General features: G+C 47.8%; 12 protein-coding genes. 9 read left to right on the top strand and 3 right to left on the bottom strand.

All coding sequences use genetic code 11. The features are described from left to right. The first annotated feature begins 12 nt into the window (after positions 1-12). The 3 genes from speB (at position 13) to argS (ending at position 3,148) form a co-directional block, all read left to right on the top strand. Positions 13-885, top strand: a complete 873-nt coding sequence (gene speB / locus NST20_RS15520) for an agmatinase (protein ID WP_342399788.1) — start codon at positions 13-15, stop codon at positions 883-885. A 155-nt stretch (positions 886-1,040) separates the two neighbouring features. Further along, on the top strand, positions 1,041-1,481 hold the full coding sequence (locus tag NST20_RS15515; protein ID WP_342399787.1) for a DUF1934 domain-containing protein: 441 nt from the start codon (positions 1,041-1,043) through the stop codon (positions 1,479-1,481). Next, the gene (argS, locus tag NST20_RS15510; protein WP_013860769.1) at positions 1,478-3,148 is read left to right on the top strand and encodes an arginine--tRNA ligase; all 1,671 of its coding nucleotides are present in this window, start codon (positions 1,478-1,480) and stop codon (positions 3,146-3,148) included. The genes NST20_RS15515 and argS overlap by 4 nt, the downstream gene beginning before the upstream one ends. A gap of 340 nt (positions 3,149-3,488) precedes the next feature. Here argS and cls read toward each other — a convergent pair whose 3' ends face one another. After that, positions 3,489-4,688: a cardiolipin synthase gene (gene cls / locus NST20_RS15505; RefSeq protein WP_342399786.1), complete on the bottom strand. Its 1,200-nt coding sequence runs from the start codon at positions 4,686-4,688 to the stop codon at positions 3,489-3,491. Between the two features lie 211 nt (positions 4,689-4,899). On the opposite strand from cls, the gene NST20_RS15500 reads away from it, so the two are divergent. Next, complete coding sequence (locus NST20_RS15500) at positions 4,900-7,044, top strand: (Fe-S)-binding protein (RefSeq protein ID WP_342399785.1); 2,145 nt, start codon at positions 4,900-4,902, stop codon at positions 7,042-7,044. A gap of 58 nt (positions 7,045-7,102) precedes the next feature. Here the strand turns inward: NST20_RS15500 and NST20_RS15495 are convergent, their stop codons facing one another. Further along, complete coding sequence (locus tag NST20_RS15495; protein WP_342399784.1) at positions 7,103-7,357, bottom strand: hypothetical protein; 255 nt, start codon at positions 7,355-7,357, stop codon at positions 7,103-7,105. A 118-nt stretch (positions 7,358-7,475) separates the two neighbouring features. Between NST20_RS15495 and NST20_RS15490 the strand changes: the two genes are divergently transcribed. From NST20_RS15490 to icmF, 5 genes are all read left to right on the top strand, one after another. Next, the gene (locus tag NST20_RS15490; RefSeq protein WP_342399783.1) at positions 7,476-8,654 is read left to right on the top strand and encodes an acetyl-CoA C-acetyltransferase; all 1,179 of its coding nucleotides are present in this window, start codon (positions 7,476-7,478) and stop codon (positions 8,652-8,654) included. Positions 8,655-8,695: 41 nt separating this feature from the next. Next, positions 8,696-9,832, top strand: a complete 1,137-nt coding sequence (locus NST20_RS15485) for an acyl-CoA dehydrogenase (RefSeq protein ID WP_195850239.1) — start codon at positions 8,696-8,698, stop codon at positions 9,830-9,832. 33 nt (positions 9,833-9,865) lie between these two features. Continuing rightward, positions 9,866-11,008: an acyl-CoA dehydrogenase gene (locus tag NST20_RS15480; RefSeq protein ID WP_017550325.1), complete on the top strand. Its 1,143-nt coding sequence runs from the start codon at positions 9,866-9,868 to the stop codon at positions 11,006-11,008. Between the two features lie 19 nt (positions 11,009-11,027). After that, the gene (locus NST20_RS15475) at positions 11,028-11,663 is read left to right on the top strand and encodes a TetR/AcrR family transcriptional regulator (protein ID WP_019721034.1); all 636 of its coding nucleotides are present in this window, start codon (positions 11,028-11,030) and stop codon (positions 11,661-11,663) included. An 85-nt stretch (positions 11,664-11,748) separates the two neighbouring features. Beyond that, complete coding sequence (gene icmF, locus NST20_RS15470) at positions 11,749-15,003, top strand: fused isobutyryl-CoA mutase/GTPase IcmF (RefSeq protein WP_342399782.1); 3,255 nt, start codon at positions 11,749-11,751, stop codon at positions 15,001-15,003. 246 nt (positions 15,004-15,249) lie between these two features. Here icmF and NST20_RS15465 read toward each other — a convergent pair whose 3' ends face one another. Next, entirely contained in the window at positions 15,250-17,544 is a 2,295-nt protein-coding gene (locus tag NST20_RS15465; protein ID WP_342399781.1) for an ABC transporter permease, read from the bottom strand. Positions 17,545-17,618: the final 74 nt, after the last annotated feature.

Genomic DNA, 17,618 nt, shown 5'->3' with positions numbered 1-17,618 from the left:
GAGGAGAAAAAGATGAGATTTGACGAAGCTTATTCAGGCCATGTTTTTATCGGGGCAAGCCCGGATTATGAAAAAAGCCGGGTGGTGCTTTACGGCATGCCGATGGACTGGACAGTCAGCTACCGCCCGGGTTCACGGTTCGGCCCGGGGCGCATCCGGGAAGTTTCAATCGGGCTCGAAGAATACAGCCCGTATCTTGACCGGGAACTTGCTGAAATCAGCTATTTTGATGCCGGAGATATGCCGCTGCCGTTCGGCAATCCGCAAAAAAGCCTTGATATGATTGAAAATTATGTCGGGACATTGCTCGACGGCGGGAAATTTCCGTTCGGCCTTGGCGGCGAGCATTTGGTGACATGGCCGGTGATCCGCGCCGTTTACAAAAAATACCCGGATCTCGCTGTCATTCATTTTGATGCCCATACCGATTTGCGCACGGATTATGAAGGCGAGCCGCTTTCGCATGCTACGCCGATCCGGAAAACGGCGGAGTTGATCGGGCCCGCGAATGTGTATTCATTCGGTATCCGGTCCGGCTTAAAAGAGGAATTTGAATGGGCGGAAAGAAACGGCATGCATATCGCAAAGTTTGAAGTGCTTGAGCCGCTCAAAAAAGTGTTGCCGGCGCTTTCCGGCCGCCATGTGTATGTGACGGTCGATATTGATGTGCTCGATCCCGCTTTTGCGCCGGGGACAGGGACGGTGGATGCCGGCGGGATCACCTCAAAAGAACTGCTGGCATCGATTCATGTGATTGCCCGTTCCGGCGTGAATGTCATTGGTTGTGACCTTGTTGAAGTGGCACCTGTATATGATCATTCCGAGCAAACAGCCAATACGGCTAGCAAGCTCGTGCGCGAAATGATGCTCGGCTGGGTGAAGTAACGGAAAACCCGGCACCGGCTGCGGGGGCGGGTGCCGGGTTTTTAAAGTTAAGCTTGCGGGATAGCAGCTCCATTATATATGATAAAATGAGGAGAGTTACCATATTATTTTTCCGCCGGAAAGGTTATAATGGATGAAATAAAGGATGTGGGAAAATGGCGGGGGAAACCGTTTCTTGCCCTGTAAAAATACATATGACCACGGAGATTTTCCAGGAAGAAGCGGAAAAAATCGAACTGGTTTTGTTCGGCCATTATTACGAAAAAGGCGGTTCGGCCTATTTAAAGTACGAGGAAGTGCAGGAAGCCGGCAAAATTTATACGGTTGTCAAAATGGCAAGCGGAAGGGCGCTTGTATTGAGAAGCGGTGCGGTCTCCATGCGGCTTGATTTGCGTGCCGGGACAAGGCGCCCGGGGACTTACGAAAACGGCTATGGCCAATTCCCGATTGAAGCGGCGGCAGATGAGATTGTGCACACGCGCACAGGCCCGCTTTCTGGGCAGCTTTCCCTCGGATACAGGCTTTATATGCATGGGGGTTCGGTCAGTACATATAAAATGAAGATCCATTATGAGGAGGTACAAGCAGCAAAATGAACATTGCGGAACAAATGCAGGAAACGCTGAAAACGGAAATCAAAGAAGCGGTGATGAAGACCGGCTTGGTTGCGGAAGCGGATATTCCGGCTATTGTGCTGGAAAAGCCAAAAGAAAAAGCGCACGGCGATTATGCCGCAAACATTGCCATGCAGCTTGCGCGTGCGGCAAAAAAAGCGCCGCGCCAGATTGCGGAAGCGATTGTCGAACATATCGACAAATCGAAAACGTCGATTGAAAAAGTGGAAATCGCAGGCCCCGGCTTTATTAATTTTTATTTGGACAATACGTATTTGACCCGGCTGATCCCTTCTATCCTTCACGATGGTGCGGATTACGGCCGTTCAGATGCCGGCAGGGGCAAAAAAATCCAGGTTGAATTCGTATCGGCGAACCCGACCGGTGATCTTCACCTCGGACATGCGCGCGGCGCCGCTGTCGGGGATTCACTGTGCAATATTCTTGAAAAAGCAGGGTATGAGGTGACCCGTGAATACTATATTAACGATGCCGGCAACCAGATCCACAATCTGGCCTTGTCAGTCGAAGCGCGCTACTTCCAGGCGCTCGGGATGGAAAAGGAAATGCCGGCAGATGGCTATTACGGCCAGGATATTATTGACCTTGGAAAAAAACTTGCCGATGAATACGGCCGGAAATTTGTGGACGCGGATGAAAAAACGCGCTACGAATTTTTCCGCCAGTACGGCCTCGATTACGAGATGGCGAAACTGAAAAAAGACCTTGAAGACTTCCGCGTTCGTTTTGATGTCTGGTATTCGGAAACGTCTCTTTATAAGAGCGGAAAAATTGACGAAATGCTGACACTGATGCGCGAAAAAGGCCATATTTATGAAAAGGACGGGGCAACGTGGTTCCGCTCGACGGCTTTCGGCGACGACAAAGACCGCGTGCTCATCAAAAACGATGGGACTTACACGTACTTGACCCCGGATATTGCTTACCATAAAGACAAATTTGACCGCGGCTTCGATACGGTGATTAATATTTGGGGCGCTGACCACCACGGCTATATCCCGCGGATGAAAGCGGCAATGGAAGCGCTCGGCTATAACAGCGGCAATCTTGAAGTGGAGATCATCCAGCTTGTTCACTTGTATAAAAACGGCGAAAAAATGAAAATGAGCAAGCGGACTGGGAAAGCGGTCACGATGCGTGAACTCATTGACGAAGTCGGGCTTGATGCAACCCGGTACTTCTTTGCGATGAGAAGCTCGGATACGCATTTGGACTTTGACCTTGATCTTGCCGTTTCAGAGTCCAATGAAAACCCGGTTTACTATGCGCAATATGCCCATGCCCGTATTTGCAGTATTTTGCGCCAGGCGGAAGAAAAAGGGTTTGTGCCGGATACAGGCGCCGATTTTTCCGTGATCCGGTCTGAAAAGGAAACGGATGTCCTGAAAAAGCTCGGAGAATTCCCGCAGGTGATTGCTGATGCGGCCGAAAAGCGGATCCCGCACCGCATTACAAATTATATTAACGAACTTGCCGCCAACTTCCACAGCTTTTACAATGCTGTGAAAGTGATCGAGCCGGCGCATGCGGACGCCACCAAAGCGCGCCTTGCCCTCGTGAAGGCCGTGCAAATTACGCTGAAAAACGCGCTCCAGCTGATCGGCGTTTCCGCACCTGAAAAAATGTAAAGACAAAAGCCGTCCTCATCCGTTTCCGGGTTCAGGGCGGCTTTTTTTATTAAGATGGTGTTTCAGTTCAGTGTCCCAGGGACCGGCTTTTCCGTAAGCCGGTGGCCGATTGCCGCCGGGTGTAAGAAAAGCAAATTGGGATACAGGCAGCAAGATAGCCCGGGGTTCAGTGCTTTTTTCAGTCAACGTGTGGTAAATTTACTGGGCAACAAAATGCGTTACAGCCCGCAAGATGGTATTCAAGGCCGGCCAAGCACCCATCATCCCTCGCAGTGTCTCCGGTCTTCCGGAAGGCAATATTTTCCTGATTGCGCCGACTGGCCCAGAGCCGGCTTTTTCATCACAAAAATCCTTCAATTGCCCTCACACCCCATTCGGCCAGCCTCGTTGCCAATCCGGGGCGGTTCAGGCCGTCTGATGTAAGAGGGGCAGCGTGGCGCATATCATCCTTCACGACCGCGCACATTTTTTGGATAAACACATTGTCGTATACAAGGCAGTTGACTTCAAAGTTTAAACGGGCACTGCGCCGGTCAAAATTAGCCGTTCCAATATTGCAGACGGTCCGGTCAATGATCATAATTTTCGCGTGATAAAATCCGGGCTTGAACAAATAAATGTCTGCGCCATTTTCAAGCAGCTGCCGGAAATAGCGGCTTGCGGCCTCTTTGACAAGCGGATGGTCCGCTTTATCTGGGACGAGCACTGTAACGTTTACGCCGCGCGCTAAAGCCTGTACCAGTTTTTTGTGGATGGCCGGAGTCGGGATAAAGTAGGGGGAACCGATAAAAATCGATTCGCGGGCTTCCTCAATCAGGCTGCAAACCAGGCGTTCAAGCTCATCGCCCGCAGTCGGGATGATCCGGTGGCGGCATCCGCTTTTCTCCTCCTCGGGAGAGATTGGCGTTTCAAATGGCATTTTTTCGCCTGTAGCCGTTTCCCAGTTTCTGATAAATTCCTGCTGCAAGTCGCGGATACTTCCGCCGGTTAAGCGGAAATGGTAATCTCGCCAAGGAGAAAGCGACTTGTTGCCATCGATATAATCCTTCCCCACATTGAAACCGCCAAGATAGCCTGTCTCCCCGTCAATGACGGTTATTTTCCGGTGGTTCCGCTGCTGGAGCGTGTAAAAGAAAAAAGGGAACTTCGGCCGGTTGCTGAAGGCAAACGAGACGCCAGCGTTTTTCAGCTGTGCAATCATCTGTTTTTTGACCTTCCGGCTGCCCGCCCAATCGAGCAATACTTTTACTTCTTTCCCTTCGCGCGCTTTTTTTGCGAGCAGGCTGAAAAATTCACGGCTGATTTCATCATTTTTTACAATATAAAACAGGACGTATATGCTTTTTTTGGCATGCAGGATATCGGAAAAGTAGTGGGGAAACAGATTTTCTCCGCATGTAAAAACAGTAAAATCTCCGTGCCGTACGGGATATTGGCGCTGTTTGCGAGTTTTGCGGAAATGCCTTTTTCCAAGCGTGTAATCGGTGAAAAGCCAGATGATGAGTACTATGACGGCAGAAAGGAATAAGAGCAAAATCATATCTTTTTTCCCCGCTTCAATCGATTTTTTTCGTGGTCGAGTCCATGTCTTTATTCTTTCCCAAATGCGGCCGATTCTACTTACAAAAGCCGGAAACAGGCACAAAGAAATTCAAAAAAATAAAGAAAAAAGGATTGACTGAATGCTCATTCATTATATAATATAGGTAAGCAAGATTCGGAAAATTATCTGCTTTTTTGTGCGAGCACGAATGAACGAAGGGAGCGTCGGGAGAAAAATGCACATCTTATTATGGTTAAACTGGTTGTTGTTTCTGTCTGTAACCGCTTACGGCATTGGCCTTTTTGCGTATTTGGTAAGGACAAGGATCCAGTATATCAAATTGGGGAAAAAACAGGAATTCGACAACAATGTCAAGGCGCGGCTCAAAAAAATATGGGTATACGTTTTCGGGCAGAAAAAACTGCTCAAGGATAAAAAGAGCGGCGCCATCCATGTGATGATGTTTTACGGGTTTATTCTCGTCCAGTTCGGCGCAATTGATTTCATATGGAAGGGGCTTGCGCCGGGTTCGCACTTGCCGCTCGGGCCGCTTTACCCCGGATTTACTTTCTTTCAGGAAATCGTCACGCTCGTGATTTTATTTGCGGTCGGCTGGGCGTTTTACCGCCGCTACATTGAGAAGCTCGTCCGCTTAAAACGCGATTTTAAAGCGGGGCTTGTGCTCATCTTTATCGGCGGGCTAATGGTTTCTGTCCTGGTCGGGGGCGGTATGGAAATCATTTGGCACTTTGAGGAGCCTTCATGGACGGAACCGGTGGCAGCCGGGATTGCAGCCGCCTTTCATTGGATCGGGCCCACCGCGGCGGCCGTTGTGTTTTACGTGGCATGGTGGATCCATCTGTTGCTTCTGCTTACTTTCCTTGTCTATATCCCGCAGTCGAAGCACGCCCATTTGATTGCAGGGCCTGCGAATGTGTATCTGAACCGGCTCGGGGATACCGGGAAATTACGGGCGATCGATTTTGAAGACGAATCGCAGGAAAGTTTCGGCGTCGGGAAAATCGAGGACTTCACGCAGCTTCAGCTTGTCGATCTTTACGCCTGTGTGGAGTGCGGCCGCTGCACGAATATGTGCCCGGCAACCGGAACAGGAAAAATGCTTTCACCGATGGACTTGATCATTAAATTGAGGGACCATCTGACCAATTACGGCGCGGCCGTTACGTCCAAAGCACCGTGGGTTCCGGCATTTGCTTTTGCCAACACGACAGGGAACCGGCTCGCCCGGGAGAGTGCAACCCGTGGGGCAGAAGAGGCAGCTGTAGCGCTTGATTACAATCCGAGCCTGATCGGCGATGTCATTACCGAAGAAGAGATCTGGGCATGCACGACTTGCCGGAATTGCGAAGACCAGTGCCCGGTTATGAATGAACATGTCGATAAAATCATTGATTTGCGGCGCTATCTCGTTTTGACCGAAGGAAAAATGAAACCAGATGCACAGCGGGCAATCCAAAATATTGAACGCCAGGGCAATCCTTGGGGGCTGAACCGGAAAGAGCGCGAGTCGTGGCGTGAAGGGCGCGAAGATATCGAGGTCAAGACGGTCAAAGAAATGAAAAAATCGGATGAGGAATTCGAGTATTTATTCTGGGTCGGATCAATGGGGTCTTACGACAGCCGCAGCCAAAAAATCGCGCAGTCGTTTGCGAAACTGCTGAATGAAGCGGGTGTGAAATTCGCCATTCTCGGCAACAAGGAGAAAAACTCCGGAGATACAGCACGCAGGCTTGGCAATGAATTTTTGTTCCAGGAACTGGCCGGCCAGAACATCGCCGAGTTTGAAAAGAACGGCGTGAAAAAAATTGTGACGATCGATCCGCATGCATACAATACGTTTAAGAAAGAATATAAAGATTTTGGTTTTGAAGGGGAAGTGTACCATCACACCGAAGTGCTTTATGAGCTGCTGAAAGAAGGACGCTTAAAGCCGAAGTACGAAGTCAATGAAACGGTTACCTTTCATGACTCCTGCTACCTCGGCAGGTACAATGACATTTATAACCAGCCGCGTGACATTTTAAAAATGATCCCGGGCGTAAAGCTTGTGGAAATGGAACGGAACCGTGAAACCGCGATGTGCTGCGGGGCCGGCGGCGGGTTAATGTGGACGGAAGAAGATACCGGGCACCGGATTAATGTGGCGCGGACTGAACAGGCGCTTGCCGTGAATCCGACAGTCATCAGCACGGAATGCCCGTACTGCCTGACAATGCTGTCTGACGGTACAAAAGCGAAAGAAGTGGAAGACACCGTGAAAACCCTGGATGTCGCCGAAATACTTGAACGTTCGGTCTGCGGGGCGCCGGGGCAGACGGATGCAGTTTCTTAAGCGGGTGATGCCGCCGCAAAACGGGATGCTCGGCAGGAAAAGCAGATCATGGTAGATTTTAAACCGGCAAATCATCTGCGCAAAAACGGCGGAGAACGGGATATGTAAAAGTTTGGGTTGGTTCTCCGCCGCTTTTTTGCGGCAGATCACAAAGGGTGTTAGGAATGTAAGCGTTCATGCAGATTGCTGGCGCTTTTAAATAAATCACGCAGTATAACAAGACTTTACTGCTGTTTTTAGTAGCGAATGGCAAAAGGGCCATGATTAAACGATGATTGAGCGTTCGCTCGATTGGGAGGCGCTTTTCGTTCATACGAGGCTCGCCACAATTTTAGCAACGAATGGCAAAGGAACGATGAATGAACGATGATTAGCGTTCGCGCAAATGGCCGGCGCTTATCATAAATCCATTGTAAAAGGGGAGAAGATGGTTGAACACGGTGATCATCGACGGGGCGCGTACGCCATTTGGGAAATTCGGGGGAAAACTGGCTGCACTTCCGGCGTCCGCGTTAGGCGGGATTGCGATCCGGCATGCATTGGAAAAAGCGGGCGTTGAAAACGGGGAAGTAAATGAAGTGATTATGGGGAATGTCCTACAGGGCGGCCAGGGGCAGCTCCCATCCCGGCAGGCGGCAAGGCACGCCGGCATTCCGTGGGAAGTCAAAACGGAAACGGTGAATAAAGTGTGTGCTTCCGGCATGAGGAGCGTGACCATGGCGGATCAGATCATCCGTTTGGGAGACGGGGAAGTCATTGTAGCCGGCGGGATGGAGTCGATGTCAAACGCCCCTTACTTCCTGCCCAAGGCAAGATGGGGATTGAAAATGGGCGATGTCCAGCTGAAAGACATGATGACCCATGACGGACTCATCTGCGCATTTTCCGGCGTCCATATGGGCACATACGGAAACCGCACGGCGGAAGCGTTCGGGCTGACCCGCGATTTTCAGGACCGCTGGGCATTAAGAAGCCACCAGAAAGCATTGGAAGCGATCCATTCCGGCAAGTTTGCCGAAGAAATTGTTCCGGTAGAAATCCCGCAAAGAAAAGGTTCTGCACTGCTTGTTGAACAGGATGAGCCGCCGCGCGCGGATACGACGCTTGAAAAACTGTCCCAGCTGCCGCCTGCTTTCGACAAAGACGGCACCATCACGGCCGGCAATGCTCCGGGTGTGAATGACGGGGCGGCTGCACTTGTTTTAATGAGCGCTGAACGGGCTGCAAAAGCAGGGTTGAAGCCGCTTGCAAAGATTGTGGCGCATGCGGAAGTGGCGGTGGAGGCGCAGCATTTTCCGCAGACGCCGGGGCTTGTGATCAACGAAATCCTGAAAAAAACAGGAAGAAAGCTTGATGACATTGATTTGTTTGAAATCAATGAAGCATTTGCCGCTGTGGCCCTTGCCAGCAGCAAAATCGCACAGCTCGATTTGGATAAGGTGAATGTAAACGGCGGCGCGGTTGCGTTAGGCCATCCGATCGGTGCAAGCGGCACGCGCATTATTTTAACCCTTGCATACGAACTGAAACGGCGCGGCGGCGGGACCGGGATCGCAGCCATCTGCTCCGGTGGCGGCCAGGGCGATGCCGTCATGATTGAAGTGCAATAAAACTTCAACGTGTATGACCACCCAAAAAAGGGGACCTGATCATGGATTTTCAGTTTACGGAAGAACAGCTTTTGCTAAGGAAAACCGTACGGGATTTTGCAGAAAAAGAAATTTTGCCGGCTATGGGCGACATGGAGCGCGGCATGTTCCCGCGTGAAATACTTGGAAAAATGGCAACCCTCGGTCTGATGGGCATCACCATTCCGGAAACATACGGCGGTGCGGGGCTGGATTTTACTGCATACGTTATAGCTGTTCATGAAATTTCCAAAGCCAGCGCGACCATTGGCGTCATCCTTTCCGTCCATTCATCCGTCGGGACCGCGCCGATTTTATATTTCGGAAGTGAAGCGCAAAAACAAAAATATTTGCCAAAGCTTGCAAGCGGGGAATACCTGGGGGCTTTTTGCCTGACGGAAGCCGAGGCGGGGTCGGATGCGAAGAATTTAAAAACAAAAGCGGTAAAACAGGGCGGGCATTATGTGCTCAATGGTTCAAAAATGTTCATTACAAACGGCGGCGAGGCGGATACGTATATTGTATTTGCCCGCACGGAAGACGGCAACATCACCGCTTTCATTATTGAAAAGACCATGCCGGGTTTCCGGACCGGCAAGGATGAGAAAAAAATGGGGCTGCACGGGTCAAAAACTGTCCAGCTTCACTTTGAAAATCTCCAGGTTCCGGCTGAGAACCGGCTGGGGGAAGAAGGGGAAGGGTTTAAGATCGCAATGGCGGTGCTGGATGCCGGCCGGATCGGGATCGCGGCACAGGCCCTCGGGATTGCGGAAGGCGCCTATGAACTGGCACTTCAATACGCAAAAAACCGGCGCCAGTTCGGAAAACCCATCCACGCATTTGAGGGTACCGGTTTTAAACTTGCCGACATGGCAACAAACATCGAAGCCAGCAAACTGCTTGTCTACCGGTCAGCCTTTTTGCGGAGCAACGGCCTGGGCTGCAAAAAAGAAGCGGCGATGGCCAAACTGCTCGCTTCCCAAACAGCTGTTGATACAGCGATTGAAGCCGTTCAGATTTTCGGCGGATATGGATACACGAAAGACTATCCGGTTGAACGGTTCATGCGCGATGCGAAAATTACGCAAATTTATGAAGGGACAAGTGAAATCCAAAGAATCGTGATCAGCAATCAATTATTGCGGGAGAAAAGGCTTTAAGTTGTCTTGGATAAAAAAATTGGAGGCAGAAAAATGGACTTTCGTTTAAGTGAAGAACATGAAATGATCCGGAAAATGGTACGCGATTTTGCCGTGAAGGAAGTAGCGCCGACAGCAGCGGAACGCGATGAGAACGAACGGTTTGACCGTGGCATCTTTGACCGGATGGCGGCGCTTGGCCTGACCGGGATTCCATGGCCGGAGCAGTACGGCGGGATCGGGAGCGATTTTCTGGCATACTGCATCGCGGTGGAAGAGCTGTCGCGTGTGTGCGCCTCAACCGGCGTGACCCTCTCGGCACATACTTCCCTTGCCAGCTGGCCGCTGTTTAAATTCGGCACAGAAGAACAAAAACAGAAATACCTCGTTCCGCTTGCCCGCGGGGAAAAAATCGGCGCGTACGGCTTGACGGAGCCGGGGTCGGGTTCTGATGCGGGCGCGATGGTGACAACGGCCAGGCGTGAAGGAGACCATTATGTTTTAAATGGTTCCAAAATTTTCATTACAAACGGCGGCGTGGCGGATATTTACATCGTGTTTGCCCTCACCGATCCGAAAAGCAAACACCATGGTACAAGCGCATTTATCATTGAAAAAGATTTTCCCGGGTTTTCAACCGGCAAAAAGGAAAAGAAAATGGGCATCCGGGCTTCCACCACAACGGAAATCATTTTTGACAATGTCATGGTGCCGGCAGAAAACCGGCTGGGGGAAGAAGGACAGGGCTTTAAAATCGCGATGATGACGCTGGACGGCGGGCGCAACGGCATTGCAGCCCAGGCAGTCGGCATTGCCCAGGGCGCGCTCGATGCGGCTGCAGCTTATGCGAAAGAGCGGAAACAGTTCGGCAAACCGATCGCAGCAAACCAGGGCGTGTCTTTCAAACTCGCCGACATGGCCACTGCAGTCGAAGCGGCAAGGCTGTTAACGTACCAGGCGGCCTGGCTTGAGTCAAACGGGCTGCCGTACGGGAAAGAATCTGCCATGTCCAAACTATTTGCCGGCGATACGGCGATGAAAGTCACAACAGAAGCCGTGCAGATTTTTGGCGGCTACGGTTATACAAAAGATTATCCGGTTGAGCGGTTCATGCGCGATGCCAAAATTACGCAAATTTACGAAGGGACGCAGGAAATCCAGCGGCTTGTCATTTCAAGAATGCTGACAAGGGACTGACGGAGAGGGGAGGCCGTTTGTGAGCCAAAAAAAGTTTGTGCCGGCATCGGTCAGGGACGAAAGGCTGATTGAAAAGCGCAGAAACCAAATGATCAATGCCGCCGTCGCGCTTTTTAAGGAAAAGGGGTTCCACCGGACGACAACGAGGGAAATTGCCAAAAAATCCGGCTTTAGCATCGGGACGCTTTACGAATATATCCGGGCAAAAGAGGATGTCCTCTATTTGGTGTGCGACCGGATTTATGATGAAGTGCGCGACAGGCTGCTGCGCATTGATGCCGGCCAGGGGACGCTTGAAAGTTTGAAACTCGCAATTGCCCATTATTTCCGGATTGTTGATGAACTGCAGGATGAAGTGCTTGTCATGTACCAGGAAGCAAAATCACTGACAAAAGAAGCACTGCCTTACGTATTAAAAAAGGAAATGGAAATGGTCGGCATATTTGAAAAAATGATTAAAAGATGTGCGGAAAACGGCGAACTTGATCTGGAAGAAAAAGAGATTGAGATGCTCGCCCATAATATTTTTGTCCAGGGTGAAATGTGGGCTTTCCGCCGCTGGGCATTTAAAAAGAAGTTTACAATTGAGGATTATATCCGTCTGCAAACCCATTTGCTGTTTTCCGGCCTTGAGACAAGGGGTATGATGGCATAAATTTTTGGCGCCATTTCCGTTTTTCCATCCCGGGGTTCATTCATGCGTTTTAAGTTCCAATCCTGATGAAGACAAGGGGGATATGATGGCTGAAACAGAGGTTTACCGCCCGAAACATGCGGTCCGTTTTGTCACAGCGTCCAGTTTGTTTGACGGCCACGATGCTTCCATCAACATTATGCGGAGGATTTTGCAGGCAAGCGGCGCGGAAGTCATCCATCTCGGCCACAACCGCTCGGCACGAGAAATTGTCCAGGCGGCGATTCAGGAAGATGTCCAGGGTATTGCCGTTTCTTCCTATCAGGGAGGGCATCTTGAGTTTTTCAAGTATATGTATGATTTGCTGCAGGAAAACGGCGCCTCCGGGATCCGCATTTACGGCGGGGGAGGGGGCGTCATCATCCCGCGTGAGATGAAAGAACTGCATGACTACGGGATCGCGCGTATTTTTTCACCGGAGGACGGCAGAAAGCTCGGCCTTCAGGGCATGATCAATATGATGCTCCGGGAGTGCGACCACCCGACGGTAACGGAAGCGGATTTTGCCAAAGAAGCCGGGCGCTTAAGCGAAGGGCGGATCAGTTCTGTTGCCAGACTGATTTCTTATGCCGAGAACCATTTGAACCATCAGGAGGCGCTTGCTGCCCTTGAATCTGCCATTCCGGCCGTGAAGAAAGCGCCGGTCGTGGGCATAACCGGTACCGGGGGAGCGGGAAAGAGTTCCTTGACAGATGAACTGATCCGCCGCTTTTTGCATGACCATCCGGAAAGTAAAATTGCCGTTCTTTCGGTCGACCCGACGAAGCAAAAAACGGGGGGCGCATTGCTTGGCGACCGGATCCGGATGAATGCGATTTTTCATCCGAATGTATTTATGCGGAGCCTGGCTACAAGGGCATCCCGTTCCGAACTTTCTCTTGCCATTCATGATGCTATCCGGATTGTAAAGGCTGCCGGCTTTGATTTGATTTTGATCGAAACAAGCGGAATCGGCCAGGGGGATGCCGAAATCACGAATATTTCCGATGTCGCAATGTATGTGATGACGAGCGAATTCGGGGCGCCTTCCCAGCTTGAAAAAATTGACATGATCGATTATGCGGACCTCATTGTCATAAACAAATTTGAGCGCAAAGGTTCAGAGGACGCGAAAAAGCAGGTGCAAAAGCAGTACCAGCGGAGCCATCTGCTGTTTGGCCAAAGTCCGGATGAGATGCCGGTGTACGGTACGATTGCCAGCCAGTTTCATGATCCGGGCACGAACGCCTTATATGGCGCCCTGATGGAAAAAATCAATGAAAAGAGCGGAACGGCTTTTCGCCCGTCTTTTTCGAAGAAACAGGAACAGGGAAACCGGCATACAATTATTCCGGCAAGCCGCAGCCATTACTTGCGAGAAATTGCGGAAACCGCCCGCCGGTACCATAAAAAGGCGGAGGCGCAGGCAACGCTCGCACGGAGAATGTTTCAACTGGAAGGCGCCATTATGGCCGCAAAGGAGTCCAGGGCAGCAGAGGATGTGATCGCATCGCTTGAAGCGCTTCGTGCGGAAGCGGAAAAAGGACTGACAGAAGAATCGAAAACCCTTTTGAAAAGCTGGCCGGATGTTAAGCAAAAATACAGCGGGGAAACTGTCACTGTCAAAATCCGCAATAAAGAAATCACAACCAGGATTAGAACAACAAGCTTGTCCGGGCTGCCGATCCCGAAAGTGGCGCTGCCGGATTGGGAAGATAAGGGCGAAATTTTAAAATGGCTGTATAAAGAAAATGTGCCAGGAGCATTTCCTTTTACGGCCGGTGTTTTCCCGTTTAAGCGAAAGGAAGAAGATCCGAAGCGGCAGTTTGCGGGGGAAGGGACACCGGAACGGACAAACCGGCGCTTCCATTATTTATCAAAAGATGATCCGGCAAAGCGGCTCAGCACGGCTTTTGACTCGGTGACGCTGTACGGCGAAGATCCGGACGAACGACCGGATATTTACGGAAAAGTCGGCGAGTCAGGGGTAAGTGTGTGTACGCTCGATGATATGAAAAAACTGTATGCGGGTTTCGACCTTTGTGCGCCTTCGACTTCTGTATCCATGACGATTAACGGCCCGGCACCGGTCATTCTGGCCATGTTCATGAATACGGCGATTGACCAGCAGGTGAAACAGAAAGAAGCGGAACTCGGGCGCGTTTTAACCGTGGAGGAATTTACGGAGGTGCGCGAAAAGACGCTGCAGACGGTCAGGGGCACCGTGCAGGCAGATATTTTAAAAGAAGACCAGGGCCAGAATACATGCATTTTTTCAACTGAATTTGCGCTCCGGATGATGGGCGATATCCAGCAGTATTTTATTGACCATCAAGTGCGCAATTATTATTCAGTCTCCATTTCCGGATACCATATCGCAGAAGCGGGCGCGAATCCGATTTCCCAGCTTGCGTTTACGCTCGCAAACGGTTTCACGTATGTTGAGTATTATTTAGGAAGGGGCATGAAGGTGGATGATTTTGCCCCGAACCTTTCATTCTTTTTCTCGAACGGGCTTGATCCGGAATACACGGTGATCGGGCGTGTTGCAAGAAGAATCTGGGCGGTTGTGATGCGCGATTTATACGGGGCGAATGAGCGGAGCCAGAAGCTGAAGTACCATATTCAGACATCCGGCCGGTCGCTCCATGCACAGGAAATTGATTTCAATGATATCCGCACGACGCTGCAGGCGCTGATGGCCCTTCAGGATCATTGCAATTCGCTCCATACCAATGCATATGATGAAGCGATTACGACACCGACCGAGGAATCGGTGCGCCGCGCGATGGCGATTCAGCTGATTATTACAAAAGAGCACGGATTGTCGAAAAATGAAAATCCGCTGCAAGGTTCATTTATCATTGAAGAACTGACAGACCTTGTCGAAGCCGCCGTTTTGGAGGAATTTGAGCGTATCAATGACCGCGGCGGGGTACTCGGCGCAATGGAGACCCAGTATCAGAGAGGGAAAATTCAGGAAGAGTCCATGGAATACGAGGTCAGAAAGCATTCCGGCGCCCTTCCGATTATCGGCGTCAACACCTTCCTGAATCCAAACCCGAAAAGCGAGGACGAGCTGAACAATATGCAGCTTGCACGCGCAACAAAGGAAGAAAAAGATTTGCAGATCAAAAATTTGCGTGATTTCCAGGCCCGCCACAAAGCAGAAGCGGAAACCGCACTGGAAAAATTAAAGCAAACCGCGGTTTCAGGAGGCAATATTTTCGCCGAGCTTATGGAAACCGTCAAAGTCGCAAGTCTCGGCCAAATCACCAACACCCTCTACCAAATTGGCGGGCAATACAGAAGAAATATGTGAATAGAAAAGCGGAGGCGACTGCGTAGAGCTTATGGTTCTTAAAAAGCTGACAAATGTCTCGATAGAACAATGTCAATTACAAAATTGTGTATGTAAGCTGATTTTTATTTTAAGTGTTCTGTTCATTGAGAATGGATTAGACGTTATTACAACGTATGTCTGAAAAAATACAAAAAGAAAGAGAAGCGAAAGGCTATTGAATAATATGACGATAGCTTTTCGCTTCTTTATTTTCTCTAAGGAATGTTACTCATCCCTCCTTAGAAAAGCAGCAATTGATTGACGCTGCAAGGAACTATGTATTATATATCCTCCGATAATGAGAAAACTGACTTCAATTAAAATCGACAACAGAAAATACTTAAAGTAAAAAACAAGCGGATACTGGTGAGGCAACATGAACAATCCAATACAACAAATGGCCATACTCAACATCATAGAGACCAAAACATAAATAAATATTTCACTGAAAACGTATTGCATGATGTTATTTTTGCTCATTCCAAGAGATAAATAAATGCCCCAATGTCTTTTCTGTGTCTGATATTTGCTAAAGATCATGATTGTGACTGAAATCGCAGTGAGAATGAGAGAGACAAAAAACAAAAGATTGCCAAGAACCTTGAGATAATTATAAATTTTACTATCGTCTTTTATTAATTGAGAAATGTTCTGTACTAAGCTGCCAGGGAATGTTGCTGATAATAATTTTACTTGTTTATCAAGGTTTATTTTGTCTTTATGGGAAATATCTTTTTTCGTGTAAATCTCAAGGTCACTAAATCCATGGAACAAACCAGATTTTACTGCGGTTTTAGTGTCCATTACAATAATAAAGCCATCTTTCTTTATTCCAACAGAACGGCTGGCCCTATATTTAAATGGTTTATGGATAACATCTAAAATTGTTAAATTTTTTTGGCTGATTTTCATTCCAGATGGCATTTTATATAGTCTGACTAAAGTTAATGTATTTCCAGCCAAGGCTTTATCCTCGTTTTTTCTTTTATTGTTAATCGGATTAAATATTAACACTTTGCCACCCGGATTTTTATATTTCTTTGGGGTTTCAATATTATTCCAGTCGTCTTCATTCAGAAGAACGTAATTTACATCTGGAATAATAATTTTATTATGATAAGTTTTATAAGCTGAGTTTTCCTTAAATATCCAACTGTTAATGGAAGGAGTAATCATTCTCTGATCCATTAATGTCTCGACATCATCCATGAATGGCGTTTTATCTATATATAAAACGCCGGGCGTTTTTTCCAGTTTTTTCACGTCAGTCTCTGTAAAGGTTAATCCCTGATGGCTTAGTACTGTTAGATTTTGTTTTGATTTAGAGCTAAAAGCTTCTTGTGAGGTTAAATAATACTTGGATTTAAGTCCTTCCCAACCATATAAATTATCTTTTTGAATATAGTTTGTAAATGTGAATATTAAAGAAGAGAAGCTTAAAATGAATATAGTAAGACAAAATTGCTTAGGATTCGAGAACAATTCTTTCACTAATAATTTTACATGGATAGATTGAAAATATTTTAAAACCCTTTTATATCGTTCATTAAAATTTACACTATTTTGCTGGCCCAATAGTTCTTTTATATGCAATGAGCCGGTCTTCTTAACATTTTTAAGGAATAAAACTAAGATCATAAAAAATAATACAACATATAGCAGTGCACTAATTCCAATCATTTCAATAATCAACTTAAAGTTAGTTGAATTCTCTCTGTATGAGAAATGAATGATTAGTGACTGAATAAAAAACACAATAGGTATTGAAATGAGGGCGCTTAATACAAAAATAATAACAGCTTGGTAAATATACATACGGTATAATGCTCGTTGACTTGCACCTACGGATCTCATAATTCCCATTTTTTTATGTTGATCCCGGGTAAAATGTAAAATGAGACTATTTATAGAAAATAATGAAAGAATCACAATTAATAACTGAAAAATATTCGATAAGAATTTGATTGTATCACATCGATTCAGTCCGTTATTAAATAATCGGCTATTAACGGTTCCTTGTTGGTCATAGTAATCTATAAGATTTAATGATTTTTCAAACGAATCTTTTGTACTTTCATTATATTTAAATAAAAAACTATTATTTTTTTTGTACTCGATAGCTAGCTGTTTAGATATAAATATATTGGGAAAATCATTGACTCCCTTCTCGAAACCCTCCGCTACCGACCACTGTGAAGAATAGTTTTTTACTATCCCAACCAGACGCATTTTTTTTATCTTGTTTCCAATTTTGATTGATTTATTTTCACTAATTTTCCAATTTTTTAATGAACCTTGTAAATACGCAGATTCTATAGCTACTTCATTTGGCTTGTCCGGAAATTTTCCATTTATTAATCTTAGATGCCCTAATCTGATTGACTTTTTATCCATCCAACCAACTGTTGCAAATCTATCGTTACTAACTTTAGTTTTTCCTATAATTTGATATACCCCTGCCGTTATTTCTTTGTTTTTATTCAGCAATGATGTTTTCGTTTCTGAAATATTTGTTAACACACCGGTATGTTCTCCGTAAGTATTCTGGGCCTTTTGTTTAATTGCCGATCTTACAGATGCAGAAGCAGTGAAAA

Source organism: Weizmannia sp. FSL W8-0676 (genome assembly GCF_038593015.1).
In the GTDB taxonomy this organism is placed as follows: domain Bacteria; phylum Bacillota; class Bacilli; order Bacillales; family Bacillaceae_C; genus Weizmannia; species Weizmannia coagulans.
Note: the sequence above shows the minus strand (reverse complement) of the source record. Positions and strands in the feature narration are given on the sequence as shown.

What these genes read in the sequence shown, in the direction of transcription:
- NST20_RS15515 (WP_342399787.1), top strand. Translation starts at nt 1,041, where the DNA reads ATGGCGGGGGAAACCGTTTCTTGCCCTGTAAAAATACATATGACCACG.
- NST20_RS15500 (WP_342399785.1), top strand. Translation starts at nt 4,900, where the DNA reads ATGAACGAAGGGAGCGTCGGGAGAAAAATGCACATCTTATTATGGTTA.
- speB (WP_342399788.1), top strand. Translation starts at nt 13, where the DNA reads ATGAGATTTGACGAAGCTTATTCAGGCCATGTTTTTATCGGGGCAAGC.
- cls (WP_342399786.1), bottom strand. Translation starts at nt 4,688, where the DNA reads ATGATTTTGCTCTTATTCCTTTCTGCCGTCATAGTACTCATCATCTGG.
- NST20_RS15480 (WP_017550325.1), top strand. Translation starts at nt 9,866, where the DNA reads ATGGACTTTCGTTTAAGTGAAGAACATGAAATGATCCGGAAAATGGTA.
- argS (WP_013860769.1), top strand. Translation starts at nt 1,478, where the DNA reads ATGAACATTGCGGAACAAATGCAGGAAACGCTGAAAACGGAAATCAAA.
- icmF (WP_342399782.1), top strand. Translation starts at nt 11,749, where the DNA reads ATGGCTGAAACAGAGGTTTACCGCCCGAAACATGCGGTCCGTTTTGTC.
- NST20_RS15495 (WP_342399784.1), bottom strand. Translation starts at nt 7,357, where the DNA reads ATGAACGAAAAGCGCCTCCCAATCGAGCGAACGCTCAATCATCGTTTA.
- NST20_RS15485 (WP_195850239.1), top strand. Translation starts at nt 8,696, where the DNA reads ATGGATTTTCAGTTTACGGAAGAACAGCTTTTGCTAAGGAAAACCGTA.